Raw genomic sequence first — 22,041 nt, 5'->3', positions numbered from 1 at the left:
TTAAATCGCCGCCGCGTCTACAAACCCAGTCATTCTCGCTGAACCGAGCATCTCGAGGTTACTTGGGTATAGAAGTCGATCAAATGTCGAGACAGGATTGAGCATCACCTTGGGCTAGTTCGGCACCTCAGTGCTGGCAATCTTCTTTAACAGCGTTTCTCTTCGAAGCTCCAAGATCTCATCAATGAGTTTTTCTTTCGCATCGATACCGAAATGCTGAGCATAGTTTTTCACTTTCTCAATTTCGTCTGGCTGGAGACGGTAGACCTCTTTCTTTAAAAGAACTTCTGCTTCGCTTTTGATACAGCCTTGGTGTTGAAGCAACTTAATGATGATTTCATCCGTTGGGTTTACAGCTTTTACCATGATTCTCTAATCTTCAGGTTGAGTGTTGAGCCATTTAGCTCGCTCATTTAAGTCGCACAACTTATAGCCCAAACATGACAACTTTATTGCAGCATCACGTCATAAAATAGCAAAACATGATTTACCGCACATTGGTTTAAATGATTGTTTTTAATCATCATAACTAGACAATCGATATAGCTAGACAAGCAATGTCAGCTGCTCGTAGAGGATATAAAGAGATATCGATAGTAAGAGAAGCAGACAAAGTAAACGTACATCGCAGAACCACTCACCTACTCTGCCGAAGAAATATAGAAGCTCAGAATCTTGATACGAAAAAGCCGGACACCTACGTCCGGCTTTGGCTTAATTTAAAGTGACTAGATCGCTAAATCGCCACCGCGTCTACAAACCAAGTCATTCTCATTGAACCTAGCATCTCAAGGTTACTTGGGTATAGTTCAGTAAAAATATACCAGCATCTCGACATCATCCCCTTGCTGCTTAGCATTTAATGAGAAATGCAAGTAACCAGCTTCGGTAACTGGAATTTGCAGATATTCATTGCTGCCCCAGTAGTTTGATGCATATTCGTGCTGTTCTACCGTCGGCCAGTACGCTTGGCTAGCGTAGAGGTCAACATTGCCATTTTCGTCATTGTTGTTTTTGTCACTTAACCATACGCGAACTTCTTTTACGCCTTGCGGAACATATACCGCAGCGTAACGTTGTTGATGCACGGTTAAGGTCTTTGCCTGGCCAGATTCCAACACTACAGGCGCCAAATCATCTTGTTCTTGTGTTGGGGGTGTTTGTGTTTCTGTCTCTAACGTCGCAACCAGAGTCACAGCATTAAATTCAGTACGACCAGCAATGCTGATGTAGTATCGACCAGGTTTAATGTAGCCAGAAGGTTCGGTCTCAAAGGTGACTACCTCATTACTACCATCTGCGTACTGGCTGAATTCAAAATCGTAGTAATGCGCTTCTTTCTCAAAGCTCATGTAAAGGTCTGCATCACCTTGATTCTCACCTTGCAACGCGACTTCAAAGTGTGTGCTCTTCTCTGGAACGTCAACATAGAACAATTGCTCACTGTATGCTTCCCCACTAATTACCACGCTTTGGTTGGTCGCTAGCGCCGTGACTTGATCAGAAGGGTCTGTCGGCTCGTCTGGCTTGGTATCTGGATTTGGGTCTGGCTGCTCTGGTTGGTTAGCAACAGAATCTAACCAGCGGTCAAACTCGCCGTTGTATTGCTGACCTAATACCTGCACTTGCTGCGCCCATTGCTTAAACTTACCAGCACGCGAAAGCGCCAGCAGAGTGTCCACTTCCTGAGGGTACTCTTCCAACATAAAACGCACGGCTAGGTAACCCCAGCGATAAATACGGTTGGAATCATGAGAGTAAGTGGTTGCAAACACATCCGACAAACTCATCTTTCCATTGTCAATCAAACCAATCGCTGCGTCATAGCCTTGTTTGTAATGCATGTATTCAGCGAAACCTTCTAACCACCAAACAACATAGCCATGTGCCAAGTTATCGCTAAACGAACCGTATTGGTTGAATCTCGCATCCAGATAATGGGTGTACTCATGCTCTAGATTGAGAATAGAAAGCTCATCACCATTGGCGTAACGATAAGCGACAAAGCGCGCCACATTGCCGGCTTCTGATGGGTTACCTTCTAGGTACTGTCCACCATTATCAGTTGTGTTACCAAATAAGAAAGATGAATAATCTACATAGCTGCCATTATTAGCAAACACCGCCACTTCTACCCGTTCGTTATGGTCATCTGCCACTGGCTGATTCCCGGTATTCGCAACTTGGTGAAAGTCCGCTTCTTTGGCAGAAAGCACGTCACATGCTTCTATCGCCTGAGCTTGGGTCAGATCTTGTGAGCGAATAATTGCAGGACCATCACACTCATGACGATTCGGTAAAACACGCGCAGCTAAATCATGTTTTGCTTGGTCTAAATCGAGACCATTCAACCCTTCCGGCGCGTAATAGCTCATCATCTCAACTGCCGCTAACCAAAGTTTGTCGTGTTTGCTACCCAACGGGTTTTGCACCATCACTTGCTGCATTACACGTAGTGCTTTTTCTTTAGTCACTTTATCCGGACTTGCTAGCAAACGACCAGTTTCACGTATCGCGTTGTATACGAGGAAGCTAGCATCAGTATCAAGCGCCCAAGCGTTATCACGAGCAAAGGCAGCTAAGGTATCGATGTGCTGTGTGTGACTTGCCATGTAACGATAAAAATCATCCTTCGACGCATGCCCTGCCATGGCACGGAATAGATTGTTCAGCCCAGCCACCCACTGCGTATCTTTTGCCGTCTCGCGATTAAAGTGACGAAGAGCAGTGAGCTGAGCATCCATGGTCAACGGTAATTGTCTTACGTTGTCGACCATTAAGGTCAAACTCTTCATCGCCCCCACTTGTTCGCGACCTTGATCAAGCGCGTGTGGGTTAGCAAGAAACGCATTTATTGACTGCGCAAAGCGTTGGCTCAGAGCTTGAGAGAAATTCGGTTGCTGCGCGTTATAGCGCACATAGTAAGCAGCACGCACAAATTCACCCAAGTTTTCTAACTTACGCGCTTGCTCGGCGTCACCTCGATAACGAGTAATTTCTTGATTTAATACAGTTTGAATGCGACTCAAGCTCGCTTCGGTGTAAATATCATTTAGCGAGTCAGCAGGAGCAGAAAACCAAGAGCTGTAACAGTGATAGTCGGCAGCAGACACTGCGGAAGCAAGATCAACCGCATGCTGAAGATCAGCAACATCACATTGTTCTTGGGCAAATGAGAAACTGGAAACACTGGCAAGCATGCAAGCTAGCGCCAAGCGATGACGTGGGAATAGACGGGTATGAGACATAACAACACTCATTAATTAGTTATATGTTTGAGCGGTGATTTATATTCCCCTTGCACAATTAAGTGCAATTGATAGCATAACTTTTTATGAAGTTAGTTCAGAAATATTTAAACGAAAACGTTTTACAAAACATTGATAAACTTATGAATTCAAATAAAAAAGCTCAGCAAGAATCCTCACTGAGCTTTTTTACAGTTCGCAATCAGATTTTAAACTTTAAAATAAGCCACTTCTTGTTTGAGCTTATTAGAAAGTGCGTTCAGATTCTGGCTTGCGACGTCATTGTTTTTCATCGAGTCAACCGATTCTTTCGACATGCTGGAAATCTGATCCATCGCCACGACAAGCTCACTCACAACTTGAACTTGCTCTTCTGTGGCCGTCACAATATCACGCACTCGATCAAGGGAGTCCTGCGCTTGTTTCTCAATGCTAACCAATAAATGCGTCGCCTCTTCTGTGTTCCTTTGACAACTTTCCACTTGTGGTTGCGTGCTTTCCATCGCGTTCACACTTGCGACCGTCTGGGCTTGAACCTCTTTCAGCATCTTCTCAATCTGAGTAGTGGCTTCCCCCGTACGCTTAGCGAGGTTTCTTACCTCATCAGCAACGACTGCAAAACCGCGTCCAGATTCACCCGCCCGCGCAGCTTCAATTGCAGCATTAAGTGCCAACAAGTTAGTTTGCTCAGAGATGTCACTGATCATATTCACGATGCCACCAATTTCACGCGTTTTTGTCTCAAGTGCCTTCACCTGCCCTACTGTGCCATTTACGGCTGCAGTAACGGATAACATTTGTTCTGCCACAGCAGCAATGCGTTCGCGACCATCACGAGCATTCTCTGATGTGTTGACTGAGTTTTGCTCCGATAAATTTACGATCTTGGCTATCTCATCGATACTCGCATGCATGGTTTCTAATCTGATCGCCATTTGATCCGTAAGAGACGCTTGCTGTTGAGCGGTATCAAATACCGAGCGAGAACCACGAGAGACTTCTTCGACTTGCTCTGCTAATTGCTCAGAAGCGCCACGAATATTGCTGACAATCGAGCTGAGCTTTTCTGACATCAAAGACAGAGAATGCAAAATGCTGCCTTGTGCGCTGTCACTATGATCTTGGGTTAACTCACCTTCTGCCATTGTTTGAATCGCGCGTTGTGCCTCAAATGGCTCGCCACCTAGAGAGCGTCGGAAGCTACGCTCAATAACAAAACCAACTAAGATTGAAATCAGCAAAGCAATTCCACTTAGAGCAAGCATTAAGCTTTGGAAGCCACTTGCTTGCTCTCGCGCTACTGGCGTCAATTTCTGGTTCAACGTTTCTTGGTAATCAATAAACTCGTTGATCACCTTTAGCCACATCGCAAAGTTAGGGCGGACTTGCTCCAAAAGTAAATCCGTGACCGGTTTGCCGTTTTCTTTTTTAGCGATAACTTCTTGAACGAGAGGAAGTGTTTTCGCTTGGATGTCATCGATACGTTGCAATATCTCGCGTTCTTTAGCGGTAAAAGGAACATCACTTGCCATCATGCTTTGCATCTGTTGTTCAGACTCGCGATAAAACGCTTCCAGACGTTTGATTTCCTCTTCAAAGGCGCGCATTTCTTCCACATTTCGCGCCATTGCAACATCTCTAATTGCAATCGCACGGTCATGAACACTACCTCGATAGTTAATGGCATAGCGCTGCTTCACAGAGTTGACATCCGTAACCTCAGATAAGGTCATATCAATAAAGTTAACTTTCTGAATTCCGACAACCGTAAGTATCGCCATAAGCGCCACTAATGTACCGAAGCCAAGCGCCAAACGGGTTCTCACTTTTAACTGAGCAAGGGACTGCATTTCGTTCTCCTGATAGCAAACGAGATAAGTGAGGCAACTTCGCTGGTTACCTCTCATTTTAATTTTGTGCGAAAGAGAACAGACCTTGTTGTTCTGACAAAAATTCCAAACTAAATGAGAATTCATCACAGGCATGTTCTATACGCTATCCCGATCACATATTTGAGTTTGAATAAGCAGTGGAATCAGAAGGTTAAGTTCAATACTTTATTATGCGAAACAGAATGGTTTGCGGGATTATTACAACCTAACCTGTCAACGTCTAATCGGTTGCATCAATAAAAGCGATAGGTACCATCGAACAATAAATACAAGGAATAACTGTTGTTTAACAAGTGCTTAATAAATGTCTGATTCGGTCTCCTCATATTTTCCAATTTCCACTTGGAATCTGGATCACAACTCATCAACAAATTCGGTCAAAAGATAATCTGTCATCCATATTTAACGTGCTAGTCATATTTATAAATAAGAATTATTGCTCTAACACAACTTATGGATAAACAAGATGAAATTTACGCAGTGGAGTCTTTTGCTAAGCGGTTTAGTGGCATTACCAAGCTTGGCAGATACGGACGTATACCTCACTAATAACTCGGACCAACCGTTAACCATTCAAGTGAAGCACGAAGGCAGCGATTTACTGAAATACGGAGAGGAATGGCAGCAACATGTGCAAGTGCTTGGTCCTTGGGAAACCAAATCCGTACTCAGCTTTAACCGCTGGGAAGGTGTTAAGTCTGGTCAGAATTATCGCTTCGAGACTGTGGTGTCTAACCCACAAGGTGAAAGCGTTACGCTTAACCAAGTCATGGAAGGTCATTGGTACAACTCGACCATTGAGTACGGTTTATCTGCAGCAGATGTGGATTTAACGCTGAAAGATGATCGTAATATTCACCGTTCTAGCACTAGTGCCTTTGGGTCTCGCCCTTCTGAATTGGCTTTTAAATCCGCAAGCACTGCTCGCTATGACGATTTGTACTACACCATTACTCCAAACAAAATCGATGAAGTCGTCGATACTGATGAACAAAATCTCAAGTTGATGACTTATAACATTTGGGCGCTGCCTGCGATTGCTTCACATATTGGTGATCGTTTTGAACTCATTCCCGATTATGTCAAAGGTTATGACGTGTTAGCACTGCAAGAAGTGTTTGCCAGTGGTCGCGATGCTTTCTTACGCGAACTCGCCAAAGAATATCCTTACCAAACTAAGATGCTGGATAAAGATGGCTTCAACATTTACGACGGTGGCGTGATCATTGTGAGCCGTTACCCTATCGTTAATCAGGCTCAATACGTCTTCCCAGATTGCTCCGGAACAGATTGCTTCGCAGACAAAGGAGTGAATTACGCAGAGATCATTAAAGGTGGTCAGGCATATCACGTATTCGCTACGCATACAGCCTCTTTCGATACTGATACTGCACGCGAATACCGACAGCGTCAGTTCAAGCAAATGCGCACAATGGCGCAATCTCTCAATATTCCGAGTAATGAAACGGTGGTTTACAGCGGCGATTTCAATGTGAACAAATTGAAGTTCCCTGGCGATTACCAGCAAATGATCGCCAACCTAAGCGCGATAGAACCGCAATACTCTGGTTATACCGCTTCGACGTTTGATCCTCGCATCAACAACTTTGCCGGAGAAGCCCTATCCGGGGGTGAAAATGTGGAATATCTAGATTATGTAATGGTGAGTAATGAATATGGCGTGAAGTCGTTTAACGATAACCGTGTCGACATTCCACGCTCAACAGCGGAGAGTTTGTGGAAGCATTACAATCTGTCGGATCACTTCCCTGTTAGCGCTGTGATCAAACCATGAAGCGTATTGCGTTAGTTACTGTGTCCGCCGTTGTGGCGGGCACGATTTGGTTCTCAAGCAAAGGCGAAAAGAACGAGAGCTTTCTGCCGTTTTCTTCCGTATTGGAGAGTGCGACGAATCCCCAAGTCGCTGCATCTACGTCTTCCACAACCAATCAAACTGCAAACAAAACAATCGTACCAAAAGCGAAGGATACCCCCTCTCCACTCAAAGCAATTGCAGGACGGTTAAGTGATGCCAAAGGCAGAGTATTAAAGGATGAGATAGAAGCGTTTTGGCACTCATGTATGTCCGACCATAACTGTGAATCCAAGCTTGCTGAGTTAGAGAGCTACATGGCAGAAGAACGTTTTGCTCTGCTGGCGAATTACCACCAGCTCAATAGCTTATGGCAACAAAGTGTTGGTAATTTAATGTTTGATGAGCATCAGCCTCTTGCCTCTCGCATCGCACTTCTCAAGGCAGAAGCGAGGAAGATATGGGGGGAACTAGCAGACGTAATTTTTGCCGATGAGTTTGCACTCTATGACTTCAGCTTGCAGGCTGAGCAGTTGGATTCGACTTCACCTCAAGACTATGTGCAAACCTTTGAGAAGTTAGTCCAAGATTGGCAAGGCAATCAAGAAGCATTGGGATTGGTCAGCGAACAAGCGAAATATGAACGCGCTGTTGAACTGATACCGAAAGACATGGGCCATGCGGAGCGCAAAGCTTTGGTTGAGAAGCTTCAACAAACTTACCTTTCTGAGCAAGAGAGTGAAGAGATACACGCTCGTGAACTACAGGTCGCGCAGCAAAAGCGGCAAGTGCGCGATTATCAGAGCGAGTTGCAACAGCTTGAATCTAAATTAGCAACGCAAAGAGCCACCAGTCACGCGGGTTTGTCGGACTCGGATTGGCAACGTTATTATCAACAAGCGGTAGCCGATTTTCGCCGTGAGTTCTTCGCGGGTTAATCGCTCACTTGTTTATTAAGAAGTAAGGATAACCAAGAGATTCCCTACTCGCTCAAAACTTAAACTAGGTCATTCCAGCAAGCCTAGGCGCGACTAGGAATCTGGTTCCCGCGAATGCTTGATACAAGAAGGTCGCTCACTTAAAGCGACCTTTTGTTATTCATTCTGTTGGTACAACTCAAGAGTTACAGCACGCGCAAGCACTCTTCTGGTGGCAAACTTAGAAGCGTGTTCGCAAAATTAATCTTCTCATCACGCCATTTCAGTGCTGCTTCTCGGCTGTCTTGCGAGTGACGATCTGCTTCAAAATAGCTCTTCCTTGGTAAACCATTTGCTGGTGTCATCACCATAGACTGTTCATTCAAACGAATCGTAAATAAGAACTGACCTCGTTGCCCTGTCTGCGCCGCTGGGTGATGCAACGTCGTATCGCAACAATAACGCTTATCACGTAACGCACGGCACGTGTACTCAAATGCATCTTGTGCACCACGCCCCGGAAAAGCGGTATACACACTGATGCCATCACGTTGCAAAGACTGATCACCCGCCGCTAATTGCACTGCATACTGGATCATTCTAAAGCCCAGTACCACACCACCAATGCTATTTAATCCACTAAATTGAATCGCCCCTTCTAAACTCAGACGAAGTTTATCTTCACCTTCATAGAGAAAGAGATCAGGCGCCGCCCAATCACTTTTTGGAATAAGCAGTTGAGTAATATCCGTGTGTTCCATGTTGGTCTCCGCAACAGTATTTGTATTTGAGACCATTAAAATAATGTAATGAGAATTATTATCAATAAAATTCAACAAAAAATGAGATAAGAAAAAGGCACAACGCCATGAAAAACGTTGTGCCTATAACGAAATCATCTGTCACCGAAGCCCAAATTGAATTCGTTTAGCGAGGTAGGTATTCGATGGTCGTCTCAGAACAGATTCAAACCAAACACCCCTTTCACATCAAACAACACTTGCTCGGTTTTCTCACGGGAAAGCTGACTGCCTTGTTTTAGGATGTCGATAAGCTGTGCTTTGTCATCAAGGAACATGGCGCGTTTTTCTCGAATAGGACGAAGCATCTCTTGCAGACACTCTTCCAATACTTTCTTGGTTGTTCCATCGCCTAATCCACCACGGCGATAAAGTATTTTGAGTTCTTCTACATAATCTTTGTCGGTATGAAACGCATCAAGGTATGTGAATACGATATTTCCTTCAACCTGACCTGGGTCTTCAATGCGTAGGTGGTTTGGGTCGGTGTACATCGATTTCACTGCCGCAGAGATTTCTTTCTCTGTTGCTCCAAGGTTGATTGCATTGCCCATGCTTTTTGACATCTTGTTTTTACCGTCAGTGCTTGGCAAGCGTGGTGCGTCACTGAGCAATGGACGACACTCTTTCAAGATGGCTTTTCCGCCAAGGTGATTTATCTTTCTAACGATCTCATTGGTCTGTTCTAGCATCGGTAATTGGTCATCTCCGACAGGCACGAGAGTCGCGCGAAAACCTGTGATGTCCGCGGCTTGAGAAATTGGGTACGTCAGAAACCCAGCCGGAATGGAACGCTCAAACCCTTTGCTTTGAATTTCATTTTTCACCGTCGGGTTACGCTCCAAGCGCGCGATAGAAACCAAGTTACTGTAGTACATTGTCAACTCGGCAAGAGCCGGGACTTGAGACTGCAAACAAATGGTAGTTTGGGTTGGGTCAATCCCGACGGCAAGGTAATCCGCGACCACATTTAAAATGTTAGACGAGACCTTAGAGGGATTATGCGCGTTATCGGTTAAGCCCTGCATGTCAGCAACCAAAATGGTTTGCTCATGTTGAGTTTGTAGAGCAACACGTTGTTGTAGTGAACCAACGTAATGACCCAGATGCAAAGGACCTGTAGCTCGATCACCAGTTAAAATGATTTCGCGTTCTTGAGTACCGTGTGGGGTGTTCATAACTTATCTCCAAAGAAAAATAGATCGCTACTGGAGATAAAAAAGACATGACATTCTCAGCTACCGTCCAGCAGCGTAAGAATGTAAAGATTCCGCGCCGCTCTAATTAGAGCGCCACCAGAAGAAGTTTGATGAAGGAGTAAATGTCGTTTTCATGTTTTTAAAACTAACAAGGAGCAGAGCTGAAAACAACCCTACTCCTTGCACAATTTGATTTTTCAATTTTGGTGGCTTTGCCATACACGCATCAAATTTGAATATACATAGCGATAACGAGCGCCGCGCCAAATACACTCCCTGACACAAACGCGAGTAATACCGCTTTGTTCTGTTTACTTCTCATCCTTTGTTTCTCGACTCTCAATTTACGTGAGCTATCGCTCGGCTCAGTACTCGTAATCAATGGGACAGTAATCAATCCTTTTCGGTGAGCCAATACTGCGAATAACCCTCAGCTCACTCTGTTGCACACAGCGTTACGACTTTTGGCACAAACTTAAACCACTTAGCCCTAGAAATGTGATGGCCTTAGAACAAGTTCAATGAAATCCGACATGGATTACAAAGGTACGTATTTTGAAAAATCACGTTTAGATACTTCTTTTAGGATGCTTTTATTTAGATGTTTAATGGATAAGAATTTGAGTTATTTAGCATCAAATACTGTTTATCAAAAGAAGAATGACACCGATCATCTTTTGACCAAAACCTTGAAAAATATAACCAAACCATGAGGGCGAAATAGCTAACCAATAACTAAACTTTCAGGACACTAACCCCAGTTAGGGAGCAAAAGATGAGCGACAACAACAATCACTCCAAATGTCCTGTCATGCATGGAGCGAATACCAACCAACAAGCCACAGAGTTCAATTGGTGGCCGAAAACCCTCAACCTCGATATCCTACATCAACACGATCACAAAACTGACCCAATGGGCGCAGACTTCAACTACGCTGATGCCTTTAACTCTCTTGACTTAGAGGAAGTCAAAAAAGACCTGAAAGATCTGATGACCGATAGCCAAGATTGGTGGCCAGCGGATTGGGGTCATTACGGTGGTTTGATGATTCGGATGGCGTGGCACTCTGCAGGTACGTATCGAATTGCCGATGGTCGTGGTGGTGCAAGTCGAGGTAATCAGCGTTTTGCTCCCCTCAACAGTTGGCCAGATAACGGCAACCTCGACAAAGCCCGTCGCCTTTTATGGCCGATCAAAAGAAAATACGGTAACAAGCTATCCTGGGCGGATTTAATGATTCTTGCTGGCAACATGGCTTATGAGTCAATGGGCTTCAAGACGTTCGGTTTTGCCGGCGGTCGAGAAGACATTTGGCATCCAGAAAAAGACATTTATTGGGGCGCAGAAAAAGAGTGGCTGCAACCAAGTGGCGGTGAAAACAACCGATACTCTGGCGAACGTGATCTCGAGAATCCGCTTGCAGCAGTGATGATGGGCCTGATTTACGTAAACCCAGAAGGAGTCGACGGTAAACCCGATCCCATCAAAACCGCACACGACATGCGTGTAACATTTGCCCGTATGGCAATGAACGATGAAGAAACCGTTGCATTAACAGCCGGTGGTCACACTGTTGGTAAAGCACACGGCAACGGCGACGCTTCGTTACTTGGTCCTGAACCTGAAGGCGCTGAAATTGAAGACCAAGGTTTCGGTTGGCTAAATAAAACTTCTCGTGGCATAGGACGTGATACCGTCACTAGTGGCATCGAAGGCGCATGGACAACCAACCCAACCAAGTGGGATAACGGCTACTTCCATTTGTTGTTCACCTACGACTGGTGGGTAACGAAGAGCCCAGCAGGCGCAGAGCAATGGGAACCAATCAACATCAAAGAAGAAGACATGCCTGTGGATGTGGAAGACCCAAGCATCCGCCGCAATCCGATGATGACCGATGCGGATATGGCACTGAAGTTTGACCCAGAGTACCGCAAAATCGCCGAGCGTTTCCGCGACGACCCTAAGTACTTTGAGGATTGCTTTGCTCGAGCTTGGTTTAAACTGACTCACCGCGATTTAGGACCTAAATCTCGTTATCTCGGCCCTGATGTGCCAGCCGAGGATTTGATTTGGCAAGATCCGGTACCACCGGTGTCTTATCACTTATCTGAAGACAATATCGATGCACTCAAGATGGCGATTCTTAACAGCGAGCTAAGTATCGCAGAATTAGTCTCAACCGCATGGGACAGCGCGCGAACATTCCGTGGTTCAGACCGCCGAGGCGGAGCAAACGGTGCGCGTATCCGCCTTGCACCGCAAAAAGATTGGGTAGGTAACGAACCGGAAAGATTGCAGAAAGTGCTCAACACGCTCGATTCAATTCGCACCACCCACAACTCCCCTATCAGCATGGCGGATTTGATTGTGCTTGCTGGCGGAGTGGGTATTGAGAAAGCAGCATCGAATGCGGGCATGAATATTTCTGTGCCATTTAGCCAAGGTCGTGGTGACTCAACCGATGCAATGACTGATGCCGAATCCTTCGATGTACTCGAGCCAATCCATGATGGATTCCGTAACTGGCTAAAATCAGATTACGTTGTGACGGCAGAAGAACTATTGCTTGAAAGAAGCCAATTGATGCAACTAACCGCAGTCGAAATGACCGTATTAGTTGGTGGCATGCGCGTGCTTGGTACCAACTACGGCGGCGCTGCGCATGGTGTGTTCACTGATAATGTCGGCGCGTTAACGAATGACTTCTTCGTAAACCTCACTGATATGAGCTACACCTGGCATCCAACCAGTGATAACGAATACGAAATCCGCGAGCGAGCTTCTGGTCAAACAAGATGGACAGCATCACGTGTTGACTTGGTGTTCGGTTCAAACTCCGTGCTCCGCTCTTATGCCGAGGTTTACGCACAAGACGACAACAAAGAGAAGTTTGTGCACGATTTTGTTGCTGCGTGGGTAAAAGTAATGAACAACGACCGCTTTGACCTTTAATCGCCTAACTTAATCAAGCTTTAACCATTGAGAGAAGAGCCAAACATTATGGCTCTTCTCTTTCTTACCTTTCTTTTATTTCTGGTTTCTCTATCCATACTTCCTCGTTCTCTCCTCTCTTTGGCTTAGATTCTTTTACTGAAGATTAACCGCTCGATATTGTCATACAATTAACCATATTCAGAAGGCAAACGTATCTCAATCAAATACCCATTTTTTGCTTATACCTTCTCGTTTTCGTGACCTCATTCCGAAGACATAAAAATCACTCAAAGCCAATAAAAATCGTACCAATAGGCTAACCAACCTCTCATTTTTGTCAAAAACCAGTGGCAAATCGCCTTTCGTCTCATTTTCCGATTGCAAATTCAAAATGAGGAATTAAGATAAAAGCATATAATCATACAATACGATATTTGGAGTTTGATATGACAAAACCTGTCATTGGTTTCATCGGCCTTGGTCTGATGGGTGGAAACATGGTTGAGAACCTTCAAAACCGTGGTTACGAACTAAACGTAATGGATCTGAATAAAGACGCAGTAGCAGCATGTGTTGCTCGCGGCGCAAAAGAAGCAAGCTCACCTAAAGCACTGGCTGAAGCAAGTGACATCGTGATGCTATGTCTAACAACATCTGAAGTTGTTGAGAAAATCGTTTATGGTGAAGAAGGTATCCTAGCGGGTATTAAAGAAGGTGCGACACTGATTGACTTCGGTACGTCTATCCCTGCTTCTACTCGTAAGATCGGTGCAGACCTTGCAGCTAAAGGCGCAGGTATGATCGATGCGCCTCTAGGTCGTACGCCTGCTCACGCAAAAGATGGTCTTTTGAACATCATGGCTGCAGGTGACATCGAAACATTCAACAAGGTGAAGCCTGTACTGGACGATCAAGGTGAGAACGTATTCCACCTTGGTGCGCTAGGTTCTGGTCATGTGACTAAGCTAGTAAACAACTTCATGGGTATGACAACAGTAGCGACCATGTCTCAGGCATTTGCGGTTGCTAAACGTGCTGGCGTTGATGGTCAACAACTATTCGACATCATGTCTGCTGGTCCATCAAACTCACCATTCATGCAGTTCTGTAAGTTCTACGCTGTAGATGGCGAAGAAAAGCTTGGTTTCTCTATTGCGAACGCAAACAAAGACCTTGGTTACTTCTTAGAGATGGTAAAAGACCTAGGCACTGAGTCTCTTATCGCAGAAGGGACTTCTAAGAGCCTACAAGCTGCAGTGGACCAAGGTCTTGGTCAAAACGACGTACCAGTGATCTTTGATTACTTCGCAGAGCTAGAAGGTTAATACTATACTCAACTGCGCTTCCAAAGCCTTGCTAACCCCGTAGCAAGGCTTTTTTTGTGCTTTCTTTTCTCCTCTTAAATTCACTCCTTCTCCCTCTTTGAGATCCACACCCTACGTTCAAACTGTATATGTACTCAAGCAGCTTCAAGATGCAGGATTCAGAATGTTGCCATCGATTCCCTTTTTACCAAAAGTAAGCAAGGAGAATAACGCCGTGCGATAGCAAGGTTTGTCCAAATGGTTTGACACCGCCATTGGTTTAATAAAAAACCGAGTTCATGACACGCCCCCAACGGATATTCTTGGTAAATGTTAATGGGGTTGGCTTGTATACTTTGTTGGCGATTATTGATTGAACTCTACGAAACCTTTAAATCACCGCCACGTCTACAAACCAAGTCATTCTCGCTGAACCCAGTCATTCTCACTAAATCAAGCATCACGAGGTTACTTGGGTATAGACATGACATTATGTTTGTACATTATTCCGCGGATATTTTCTTTTTACAGTTAAAGAGTGACCGATTCTCTTGAGACTGGCTTCTGAGTACTAGTTGAAGAATTCCAATTTAATGGGAAGCTTTGCCCTTCGTTACAAACCATCGGTGAACTACCCAGAACAACCATTATCACCGCAGAACATGACCCACGGCGTGATGATTATCGATGACTACAGCTCAAGGCGTGGGAGCATACTGCAAGCGTTATCTGGGTGTTATTCATGGCTTTTTGTCATTCTCTGGACTGAATGGTTTAGCAACGCGCTCTACTGCAGCGTTTTCAAAGCAGCGCAAACATCCGTCATGGCACACTTTCAGAATCGTTCACTGCAAGTTAATTGGAATGATAAAGATCGTTTGTGGCTCAATTAATGACACCATAAACAAAAAAATCCCACCGTATTGACCGTGGGATTTTTCATAGAGAGTTTGTTAATTGCGGTTAGCTTTTCGCGTTAGCTAACTTTGGGCTTTTAGGTCCTCGCGCCGCGTTCACCAACAGAACACCAACCGAGAGAACAATCGCACCACACAAGATGAACAGCAGTCGACCTGTTGGCTCGTTTGGAATCAGAGCCATCGCTAGGATACCGAAGCCTGCTACGCTAATAAGCTTACCAAGCATGCCACGCTGTTTTGTATCTAGGTTTTGTTGCTCTTCACTATCAGCTACAAGCGGTGTGTTCCAGTTCTCGAACAATTGGTCCACTTCTTTTTCACGCTCAGGCGTCAAGCCTTTGTAGAAGCGTGTTGTTAGTAAGAAGAAACCACCAGTGAAGACAACGTGCGCCGCTAAGCTCAAGCCAACTTTAAGGTCAGCCCACTCACGTGCTGTTAGAGCTTGTTCTAGTCCGAATAGGTGCTCAACATCTTGTGCTTGTAGAGAGATACCGAAGATGTAAGAAACAAAGCCACCTACAACGAGTGTTGCCCAACCAGCCCAGTCTGGCGTCTTACGAATCCACATACCAAGTAACACAGGAATCAACATTGGGAAACCAATCAACGCACCTACGTTTAGTACGATATCAAACAAGCTCAGGTGACGTAGTGAGTTAATAAACAAACCAATACCGATGATGATGAAGCCCATCATAATGGTCGTCACTTTACTCACGATAACCAGCTCTTTCTGTGACGCTTGCGGGCGTACAATAGGGCTGTAGAAGTTCATCACAAAGATACCTGCGTTACGGTTTAGACCAGAGTCCATTGAAGACATGGTCGCCGCAAACATTGCTGACATCAGAAGACCCACCATACCCGCCGGCATTACGTTTTGTACGAACGCTAAGTAAGCTGCATCACCACCTACTGAGCCGTACTGCTCTGCGAAGTCAGGCATAAATGCCGCTACGTACCAAGGAGGTAGGAACCAAATGATAGGACCAACAATCATCAACACACATGCAAGACCTGCAGCTTTACGCGCATTCTCACTGTCTTTTGCACATAGGTAGCGGTAAGCGTTGATGCTGTTGTTCATTACACCGAACTGCTTAACAAAGATGAACACCACCCAAAGGACAAAGATACTGATGTAGTTCAGGTTATTACCCAGCATGAAGTCGCCGTGGAAGTTCGACACGATGTTACCAATACCGCCGCCGTGGAAGTAAGCCGCCACCGCACAAGTAATGGTTACCGCCATGATAACCAGCATCTGCATGAAGTCAGAAGCAACAACCGCCCAAGAGCCGCCCGTTACCGCCATCAACATCAGAACCAAACCAGTTACGATAATGGTCGCTTCCATCGGAATATTGAACACCGCAGCCACGAAGATTGCGAGACCATTCAACCAGATACCAGCTGAGATCAAGCTGTCTGGCATGCCAGCCCAAGTGAAGAACTGCTCTGACGTTTTACCAAAACGCTGACGAATTGCTTCGATTGCCGTTACTACACGTAGCTGGCGGAACTTTGGAGCAAAGTAAAGGTAGTTCAAGAAGTAGCCAAATGCGTTGGCTAAGAATAGGATTACAACAACGAAACCGTCGTTGAACGCGCGTCCTGCGGCACCTGTAAACGTCCATGCTGAAAATTGCGTCATGAAGGCGGTAGCACCTACCATCCACCATAACATCTTACCGCCCCCTCGGAAGTAGTCACTGGTCGACGTCGTGAACTTACGGAACATCCAACCAATGGCAACTAGGAAGAAGAAGTAGGCAAGAACAACAAAAGTATCAATAGTCATTTTTTCAGCCTTTCGAGTTTGATCATTTTCTACTGCCTAGATTACTCCGTTCATATTTTTATTTGTACTACAATAAGCTTTAATTGTGATCTAAAGCATAAGTTATTCGACGAAGAAAACACACTAAAAGCCTTTATTTTCTTGGTTATTTGGGATTTAAAGGAATAATCACCACGTAAGCCATTGCATTATATTGTAATACAAATAATATATTAGAAATCCATTAAAGTATGGAATATTTTTCTTTCTTGTGCTTTGTCTGAAGATCAAAAATGCGTGGCATTTATTTGTAGGAAACGTAATGAGATGTTTCAGATGAACTGGATCGCAAGCGCGATTATAGATGAATACAAAAATTGAGATTCCCGACTCGCTCCTTCGTCGCTCTCGAGAATGACGCTGAGGAGGTTCTACGCATTACCACTCCCAGATCTCAAACCTCATGCTTCTCCTCTCGGCTTTACCCCTGCTCCTGCCCGTCATTTTCTAGAAGGAGGACGACTGAGTAGGAAATCTCTTTTCTGGTTCCTTTATCTCGCCTCTTTCAAACACAAAAAAGCGAGCACTAAGGCTCGCTTTGCATTCTTTTCGCTAATTCTACCGGGGCGCTACGACACTTATGCTACGTGAGCGACTGCGTCACGAACCAATGTACCTAGTTCATCCCACTTGCCTTCATCGATAAGTTTGGTTGGAACCATCCAAGTACCGCCACATGCCAGCACTGAAGGAATAGACAAGTACTCATCTACGTTACCTAGGCTCACACCACCTGTTGGCATGAATTTTACTGGGTAAACTGCCGTTAGTGCTTTAAGCATACCAACACCGCCAGATGGCTCAGCAGGGAAGAACTTAAGTGTACGCAGACCCATTTCCATCGCTTGCTCAACAAGGCTTGGATTGTTTACGCCAGGTACAATAGCTACGCCCTTGTCTAGGCAGTATTGAACCGTACGAGGGTTAAAGCCTGGGCTAACAATAAAGTCCACACCGGCTTCAATCGCTTGGTCAACTTGTTCATTAGTTAAGATTGTACCCGCACCAATCAACATTTCTGGGAACTCAGCACGCATAGCACGAATCGCTTCTGCAGCACACTCTGTGCGGAACGTGATTTCAGCGCAAGGCATACCGTTTTCAACCAAAGTGCGACCTAGAGGAATCGCATCTTCTGCTTTGTTGATGGCAATAACAGGAATTACTTTTAGGTTTGCTAATTGTTCGTTTAATGTCGTCATAAGAGTGTACTCATCGTCGTTAACTTGAGTTCAATAAATCACTGCGGAGCGCCGATTATTCAACACTCCGCAAAAGAATTACAAAGGAAGATCGGGCATCACTTCACGTGGAATGATGGCACCTTTGTGCTGAATAACCTCACCAGCCATACAATGACCAGAGTAAGCCGATTCAGCCGCATTACCACCAGTCAAACGCTTCGCCAAAAAGCCTGCACTGAAAGAGTCACCTGCTGCCGTCGTATCAATCACGCTATCGACTTTGTTTGGTGCCACGTATTGCGCTTCACCATTCGCCACAACTAAACAATCTTTGCTGCCACGTTTGATGATGATTTCATCTACGCCCAGTGCAGAGGTTCTTTCAATACATTGCTCTAGGTGCTCATCACCATACAGCATTTGCTCATCTTCAAATGTGAGTAGAGCAATATCGGTAAACTTAAGAATCTTAAAGTACCAAGACATGGCATTCTCTCGGCTTTCCCACAATTTAGGACGGTAGTTATTATCGAAAATAACCTGGCCGCCTTGTGCTTTAAAGCGTTCGAGGAATGCAAACAACTGCGTCTTACCTTCTTCAGTAAGAATCGCTAATGTAATGCCACTCAGGTAAACCGCATCATAAGAATAAAGCGTGTCGACTAGTGCCGAAGATTCGTTCTGTTCAAACAAAAACTTTGCTGCTGCTTCATTACGCCAATAGTGGAAGTAACGCTCGCCTGTCTCATCCGTTTCGATGTAGTAAATACCCGGCTGTTTACCATTAACAGTCAACACTAAGCTGGTATCAATGCCCTCTTCTTGCCATGCTGAAAGCATTTCTTGGCTAAAAGGATCATTACCCAGGGCAGTTACATAGCTAGTTTTGATATCGTGAGCTTTCGTCAAACGGGATAAGTAAAGAGCGGTATTCAACGTGTCACCACCGAATGACTGACGCAACTGACCTTCCTTTTTCTGTAGCTCAACCATACATTCGCCAATGATCGCGATATTTAATGATTTCATACTGTCACCTTAGCAACTGAGGTTGCGCTATACGTTACTTTAAGAAGTCTTCACGAGCTGGGTTGAAGATATCCAGAAGAATGCTGTCTTGCTCTAGTGCAACCGCACCATGCATCATGTGCTTACGAGCAAAGTACGCGTCACCCTCTTTCAGTACTTTCTTTTCGCCTTCGATTTCTGCTTCAAAGCTGCCACGTACTACGTAACCGATTTGATCGTGAATCTCATGCGTATGTGGGGCACCAATCGCACCTTTGTCAAAACATAGGTGAACAGCCATCAGATCATCTGTGTAAGCAACAATTTTACGCTTGATACCGCCGCCTAACTCTTCCCACGGGTTCTCATCTAATACAAAGAAAGAATTCATCGTCATACTCCTAAAAAGTCTCTATTAAAGCGAACCCTACTGCACTTCATTCTTAGCCATGCTTTTACAAGAAGGTTCTCTTAAAAAACCGTCATGTTGATAAAAGTGAAACACGAAACGAAAGGGTCTGCTGTCGAATTGGTAAAGAGCATATCCGATTCATTTTAATTGTCATACAATATATCTAAAAATATGTGATATCCATCAAATGGAGAGACCTAAAGCATTCCACTTAACGATTGATAACGTAGAAATATCAGCCACACAAAGGATTTCCACCGCATTGAAAATCAATAAGTTAACTAAAATCACGTGATTTCACTCTCCCTTTTTGCCACAAAAACTACACCCAAACTTAATATTGTATTACTTTATAGAAAGTTTAAGAAAACAACACACTTCATCTGAGGGTGGTAAAGAAATGACTACACAACCGATTTTGTTGACTGAAGCAGAAGTCGAACTACTAAGAAAGGAAGTCGGAAAGCCGAGCTTGATGGGCAAATCCATTGAAGCGAATCGCAAGGAACTTGAAGCCTTCATGCGTCTGCCTCTAGACGTCCCAGGTCACGGCGAAGCGGGTGGCTACGAGCACAACCGCCACAAACAAAACTATACCTACATGAACTTAGCGGGTCGTTTGTTCTTGATCACTCAAGAAGAAAAGTACGCGCAGTTCGTTAAAGATCTTCTCGCTATTTACGCAGAGAAGTACCTCACCTTTGATTTCCACGTACAGAAAAACACTAACCCTACAGGTCGTCTTTTCCACCAGATCCTTAATGAACACTGTTGGTTAATGTTTACTAGTCTTGCCTACTCTTGCGTGGCATCAGTGATGACAGAAGAAGAGCGCACTGCGGTTGTTGAGCGCATTTTCGAACCAATGCTAGACATGTTCACCGTGAAATACGCGCACGATTTCGACCGTATTCACAACCACGGTATCTGGGCAGTGGCGGCTGTTGGTATTTGTGGTCTAGCTATTGGCAAACCTGAATATCTAGAGATGTCTGTGTATGGTCAAGACCGTGATGATACTGGCGGTTTCTTAGCGCAAATCTCACAACTGTTCGCACCTTCTGGTTACTACATGGAAGGTCCGTACTACCATCGTTATGCGATTCGTCCAACTTGTGTATTTGCAGAAGTGGTACACCGTCACATGCCTGAAGTAGACATCTACAACTACAAAGACAAAGTGATTGGCAACACAGTACAGGCGATGCTGGCAACAGCTTACCCGAATGGTGAGTTCCCAGCCCTAAACGACGCATCTCGTACCATGAGCATTACCGATATGGGTGTTCAAGTTGCAGTGAGCGTTTACAGCAAGCACTACGGCTTGGATGACAACATTCTAGGCATGGCGAAGATTCAAAACGCCGTTTGGATGCACCCATGCGGTCTAGAGCTTTCTCAAGCTTACGATAAAGCAATCGCAGACCGTGAAATCGGCATGCCTTTCTGGCCAAGTGTGGAACTTAACGAAGGTCCAACTGGCAACAACGGTGCACAAGGCTTTATCCGTATGCAGGATAAAACCGGTGATGTGTCACAGCTTGTGATGAACTACGGTCAACACGGCATGGGACATGGTAACTTCGATACGCTTGGCATTACCTTCTTCAACCGTGGTCAAGAAGTGCTGCGTGAATACGGCTTCTGTCGCTGGGTAAACGTTGAGCTTAAATTCGGCGGTCGTTACCTAGACGAAAACAAATCGTACGCACGTCAAACTATCGCGCATAACGCGGTAACGATTGATGAGCAATGTCAGAATGGTTTCGATGTAGACCGCGCTGATTCAGTGCACGGTTTGCCTCACTTCTTCAAAGTGGAAGGCACTGAAATCAACGGTATGAGCGCGTTTGCGAACGACCACTACCCGAACACAGACATGCAGCGCAGTGTGTTCATGCTTAACCTAGATGAGCTTGAAGCACCGCTATTGCTAGACCTTTACCGCATCGAAGGTGAAGGCGAGCATCAGTACGACTACTCTCATCAATACGATGGTCAAATCGTACGTACTAACTTCGATTACCAAAGCTTTGGTGAACTGAACACGCTTGGCGATGACTTCGGTTACCAACACCTTTGGAAAGTAGCAAGTGGCAAAGTGCAAGATATGGCGCTAGTTAGCTGGCTACAAAACAACACCTACTACACTTGGTTAGGCACAAGCAGCAGCGCGAAACAGAACGGCGATAATGAAGTGATCTTCACTCGCACTGGCGCCAATGACCCAAGCTTTAACCTACGTAGCGAACCGGCATTCATTCTGCGCAGCAAGGGCGAATCGACGCTATTTGCTTCTGTGCTAGAAACACACGGCTACTTCAATGAAGAGTTTGAGCAATCGGTGAATGCACGTGGTCAGGTGAAAGATATCCGCGTCGTGGGTTACAACGCCGTTGGCAGCATCGTAGAAATCACGACTGAAAAATCACTGGTTACTGTGATGATCAGCAATGTTCTAGGCGCTGACGACCAAACCCCACACCAAGTAGAAATGAACGGTAAAACCTACAGCTGGAATGGCTTCTACTCTCTAGAAGTGAACGCATTCGGGCAGGAGAAATAA

Annotated in this window: 14 protein-coding genes and 1 pseudogene; 6 read left to right on the top strand and 9 right to left on the bottom strand. The window is 45.1% G+C overall.

Features of this window, described 5'->3' with window-relative positions; translation table 11 throughout:
* Positions 1 to 114: 114 nt before the first annotated feature.
* The 3 genes from J4N44_RS06030 to J4N44_RS06020 all read right to left on the bottom strand — a co-directional run bounded on the left by J4N44_RS06030 (position 115) and on the right by J4N44_RS06020 (position 5,098).
* On the bottom strand, positions 115 to 366 hold the full coding sequence (locus J4N44_RS06030; protein WP_005450822.1) for a hypothetical protein: 252 nt from the start codon (positions 364 to 366) through the stop codon (positions 115 to 117).
* A gap of 443 nt (positions 367 to 809) precedes the next feature.
* Positions 810 to 3,248 (bottom strand): M9 family metallopeptidase, encoded by a 2,439-nt coding sequence (locus tag J4N44_RS06025; protein WP_252044964.1) that lies wholly within the window; start codon positions 3,246 to 3,248, stop codon positions 810 to 812.
* A 209-nt stretch (positions 3,249 to 3,457) separates the two neighbouring features.
* Positions 3,458 to 5,098: a methyl-accepting chemotaxis protein gene (locus tag J4N44_RS06020; RefSeq protein ID WP_252044963.1), complete on the bottom strand. Its 1,641-nt coding sequence runs from the start codon at positions 5,096 to 5,098 to the stop codon at positions 3,458 to 3,460.
* A 508-nt stretch (positions 5,099 to 5,606) separates the two neighbouring features.
* On the opposite strand from J4N44_RS06020, the gene J4N44_RS06015 reads away from it, so the two are divergent.
* Complete coding sequence (locus J4N44_RS06015) at positions 5,607 to 6,935, top strand: sphingomyelin phosphodiesterase (RefSeq protein ID WP_005450833.1); 1,329 nt, start codon at positions 5,607 to 5,609, stop codon at positions 6,933 to 6,935.
* Positions 6,932 to 7,891, top strand: coding sequence for a chromosome partitioning protein ParA (locus J4N44_RS06010; protein WP_252044962.1), 960 nt, complete (start codon positions 6,932 to 6,934; stop codon positions 7,889 to 7,891). The genes J4N44_RS06015 and J4N44_RS06010 overlap by 4 nt, the downstream gene beginning before the upstream one ends.
* A 185-nt stretch (positions 7,892 to 8,076) precedes the next feature.
* Here the strand turns inward: J4N44_RS06010 and J4N44_RS06005 are convergent, their stop codons facing one another.
* Positions 8,077 to 8,631 (bottom strand): hypothetical protein, encoded by a 555-nt coding sequence (locus J4N44_RS06005; RefSeq protein ID WP_009699822.1) that lies wholly within the window; start codon positions 8,629 to 8,631, stop codon positions 8,077 to 8,079.
* Positions 8,632 to 8,825: 194 nt separating this feature from the next.
* Positions 8,826 to 9,848, bottom strand: a complete 1,023-nt coding sequence (trpS, locus tag J4N44_RS06000; protein WP_252044961.1) for a tryptophan--tRNA ligase — start codon at positions 9,846 to 9,848, stop codon at positions 8,826 to 8,828.
* A 796-nt stretch (positions 9,849 to 10,644) separates the two neighbouring features.
* On the opposite strand from trpS, the gene katG reads away from it, so the two are divergent.
* From katG to J4N44_RS05985, 3 genes and pseudogenes are all read left to right on the top strand, one after another.
* Positions 10,645 to 12,825 carry a catalase/peroxidase HPI gene (katG, locus tag J4N44_RS05995; protein ID WP_252044960.1) on the top strand — a complete coding sequence of 727 codons (2,181 nt, stop codon included), beginning with the start codon at positions 10,645 to 10,647 and terminating at the stop codon, positions 12,823 to 12,825.
* A 428-nt stretch (positions 12,826 to 13,253) separates the two neighbouring features.
* The gene (locus J4N44_RS05990) at positions 13,254 to 14,132 is read left to right on the top strand and encodes an NAD(P)-dependent oxidoreductase (protein ID WP_017819133.1); all 879 of its coding nucleotides are present in this window, start codon (positions 13,254 to 13,256) and stop codon (positions 14,130 to 14,132) included.
* 610 nt (positions 14,133 to 14,742) lie between these two features.
* Positions 14,743 to 14,897: pseudogene (locus J4N44_RS05985) on the top strand (alpha/beta hydrolase); the annotation flags it as partial.
* Positions 14,898 to 15,074: 177 nt separating this feature from the next.
* On the opposite strand, the gene J4N44_RS05980 reads toward J4N44_RS05985, so the two are convergent.
* The 4 genes from J4N44_RS05980 to J4N44_RS05965 all read right to left on the bottom strand — a co-directional run bounded on the left by J4N44_RS05980 (position 15,075) and on the right by J4N44_RS05965 (position 19,454).
* Positions 15,075 to 16,832 (bottom strand): sodium:solute symporter family transporter, encoded by a 1,758-nt coding sequence (locus J4N44_RS05980; RefSeq protein ID WP_005450846.1) that lies wholly within the window; start codon positions 16,830 to 16,832, stop codon positions 15,075 to 15,077.
* 617 nt (positions 16,833 to 17,449) lie between these two features.
* A complete protein-coding gene (locus J4N44_RS05975) occupies positions 17,450 to 18,073 on the bottom strand; it encodes a bifunctional 4-hydroxy-2-oxoglutarate aldolase/2-dehydro-3-deoxy-phosphogluconate aldolase (RefSeq protein ID WP_005388506.1) in 624 nt (207 codons plus the stop codon).
* A 78-nt stretch (positions 18,074 to 18,151) separates the two neighbouring features.
* Complete coding sequence (gene kdgK / locus J4N44_RS05970; protein WP_252044959.1) at positions 18,152 to 19,084, bottom strand: 2-dehydro-3-deoxygluconokinase; 933 nt, start codon at positions 19,082 to 19,084, stop codon at positions 18,152 to 18,154.
* Between the two features lie 34 nt (positions 19,085 to 19,118).
* Complete coding sequence (locus J4N44_RS05965; RefSeq protein ID WP_005450851.1) at positions 19,119 to 19,454, bottom strand: cupin domain-containing protein; 336 nt, start codon at positions 19,452 to 19,454, stop codon at positions 19,119 to 19,121.
* Between the two features lie 421 nt (positions 19,455 to 19,875).
* Between J4N44_RS05965 and J4N44_RS05960 the strand changes: the two genes are divergently transcribed.
* Entirely contained in the window at positions 19,876 to 22,041 is a 2,166-nt protein-coding gene (locus tag J4N44_RS05960) for a heparinase II/III domain-containing protein (protein WP_252044958.1), read from the top strand.

It is taken from the genome of Vibrio sp. SCSIO 43155, assembly GCF_023716605.1.
Taxonomy (GTDB): domain Bacteria; phylum Pseudomonadota; class Gammaproteobacteria; order Enterobacterales; family Vibrionaceae; genus Vibrio; species Vibrio harveyi.
The sequence above is the reverse complement of the archived record's forward strand: the minus strand, read 5'-3'. Positions and strand labels throughout refer to the sequence as shown.

Bases quoted from the DNA above. Each gene is read 5' to 3' on its own strand.
- J4N44_RS06030 (WP_005450822.1), bottom strand. From the start codon at position 366: ATGGTAAAAGCTGTAAACCCAACGGATGAAATCATCATTAAGTTGCTT.
- J4N44_RS06025 (WP_252044964.1), bottom strand. From the start codon at position 3,248: ATGTCTCATACCCGTCTATTCCCACGTCATCGCTTGGCGCTAGCTTGC.
- J4N44_RS06020 (WP_252044963.1), bottom strand. From the start codon at position 5,098: ATGCAGTCCCTTGCTCAGTTAAAAGTGAGAACCCGTTTGGCGCTTGGC.
- J4N44_RS06015 (WP_005450833.1), top strand. From the start codon at position 5,607: ATGAAATTTACGCAGTGGAGTCTTTTGCTAAGCGGTTTAGTGGCATTA.
- J4N44_RS06010 (WP_252044962.1), top strand. From the start codon at position 6,932: ATGAAGCGTATTGCGTTAGTTACTGTGTCCGCCGTTGTGGCGGGCACG.
- J4N44_RS06005 (WP_009699822.1), bottom strand. From the start codon at position 8,631: ATGGAACACACGGATATTACTCAACTGCTTATTCCAAAAAGTGATTGG.
- trpS (WP_252044961.1), bottom strand. From the start codon at position 9,848: ATGAACACCCCACACGGTACTCAAGAACGCGAAATCATTTTAACTGGT.
- katG (WP_252044960.1), top strand. From the start codon at position 10,645: ATGAGCGACAACAACAATCACTCCAAATGTCCTGTCATGCATGGAGCG.
- J4N44_RS05990 (WP_017819133.1), top strand. From the start codon at position 13,254: ATGACAAAACCTGTCATTGGTTTCATCGGCCTTGGTCTGATGGGTGGA.
- J4N44_RS05980 (WP_005450846.1), bottom strand. From the start codon at position 16,832: ATGACTATTGATACTTTTGTTGTTCTTGCCTACTTCTTCTTCCTAGTT.
- J4N44_RS05975 (WP_005388506.1), bottom strand. From the start codon at position 18,073: ATGACGACATTAAACGAACAATTAGCAAACCTAAAAGTAATTCCTGTT.
- kdgK (WP_252044959.1), bottom strand. From the start codon at position 19,084: ATGAAATCATTAAATATCGCGATCATTGGCGAATGTATGGTTGAGCTA.
- J4N44_RS05965 (WP_005450851.1), bottom strand. From the start codon at position 19,454: ATGAATTCTTTCTTTGTATTAGATGAGAACCCGTGGGAAGAGTTAGGC.
- J4N44_RS05960 (WP_252044958.1), top strand. From the start codon at position 19,876: ATGACTACACAACCGATTTTGTTGACTGAAGCAGAAGTCGAACTACTA.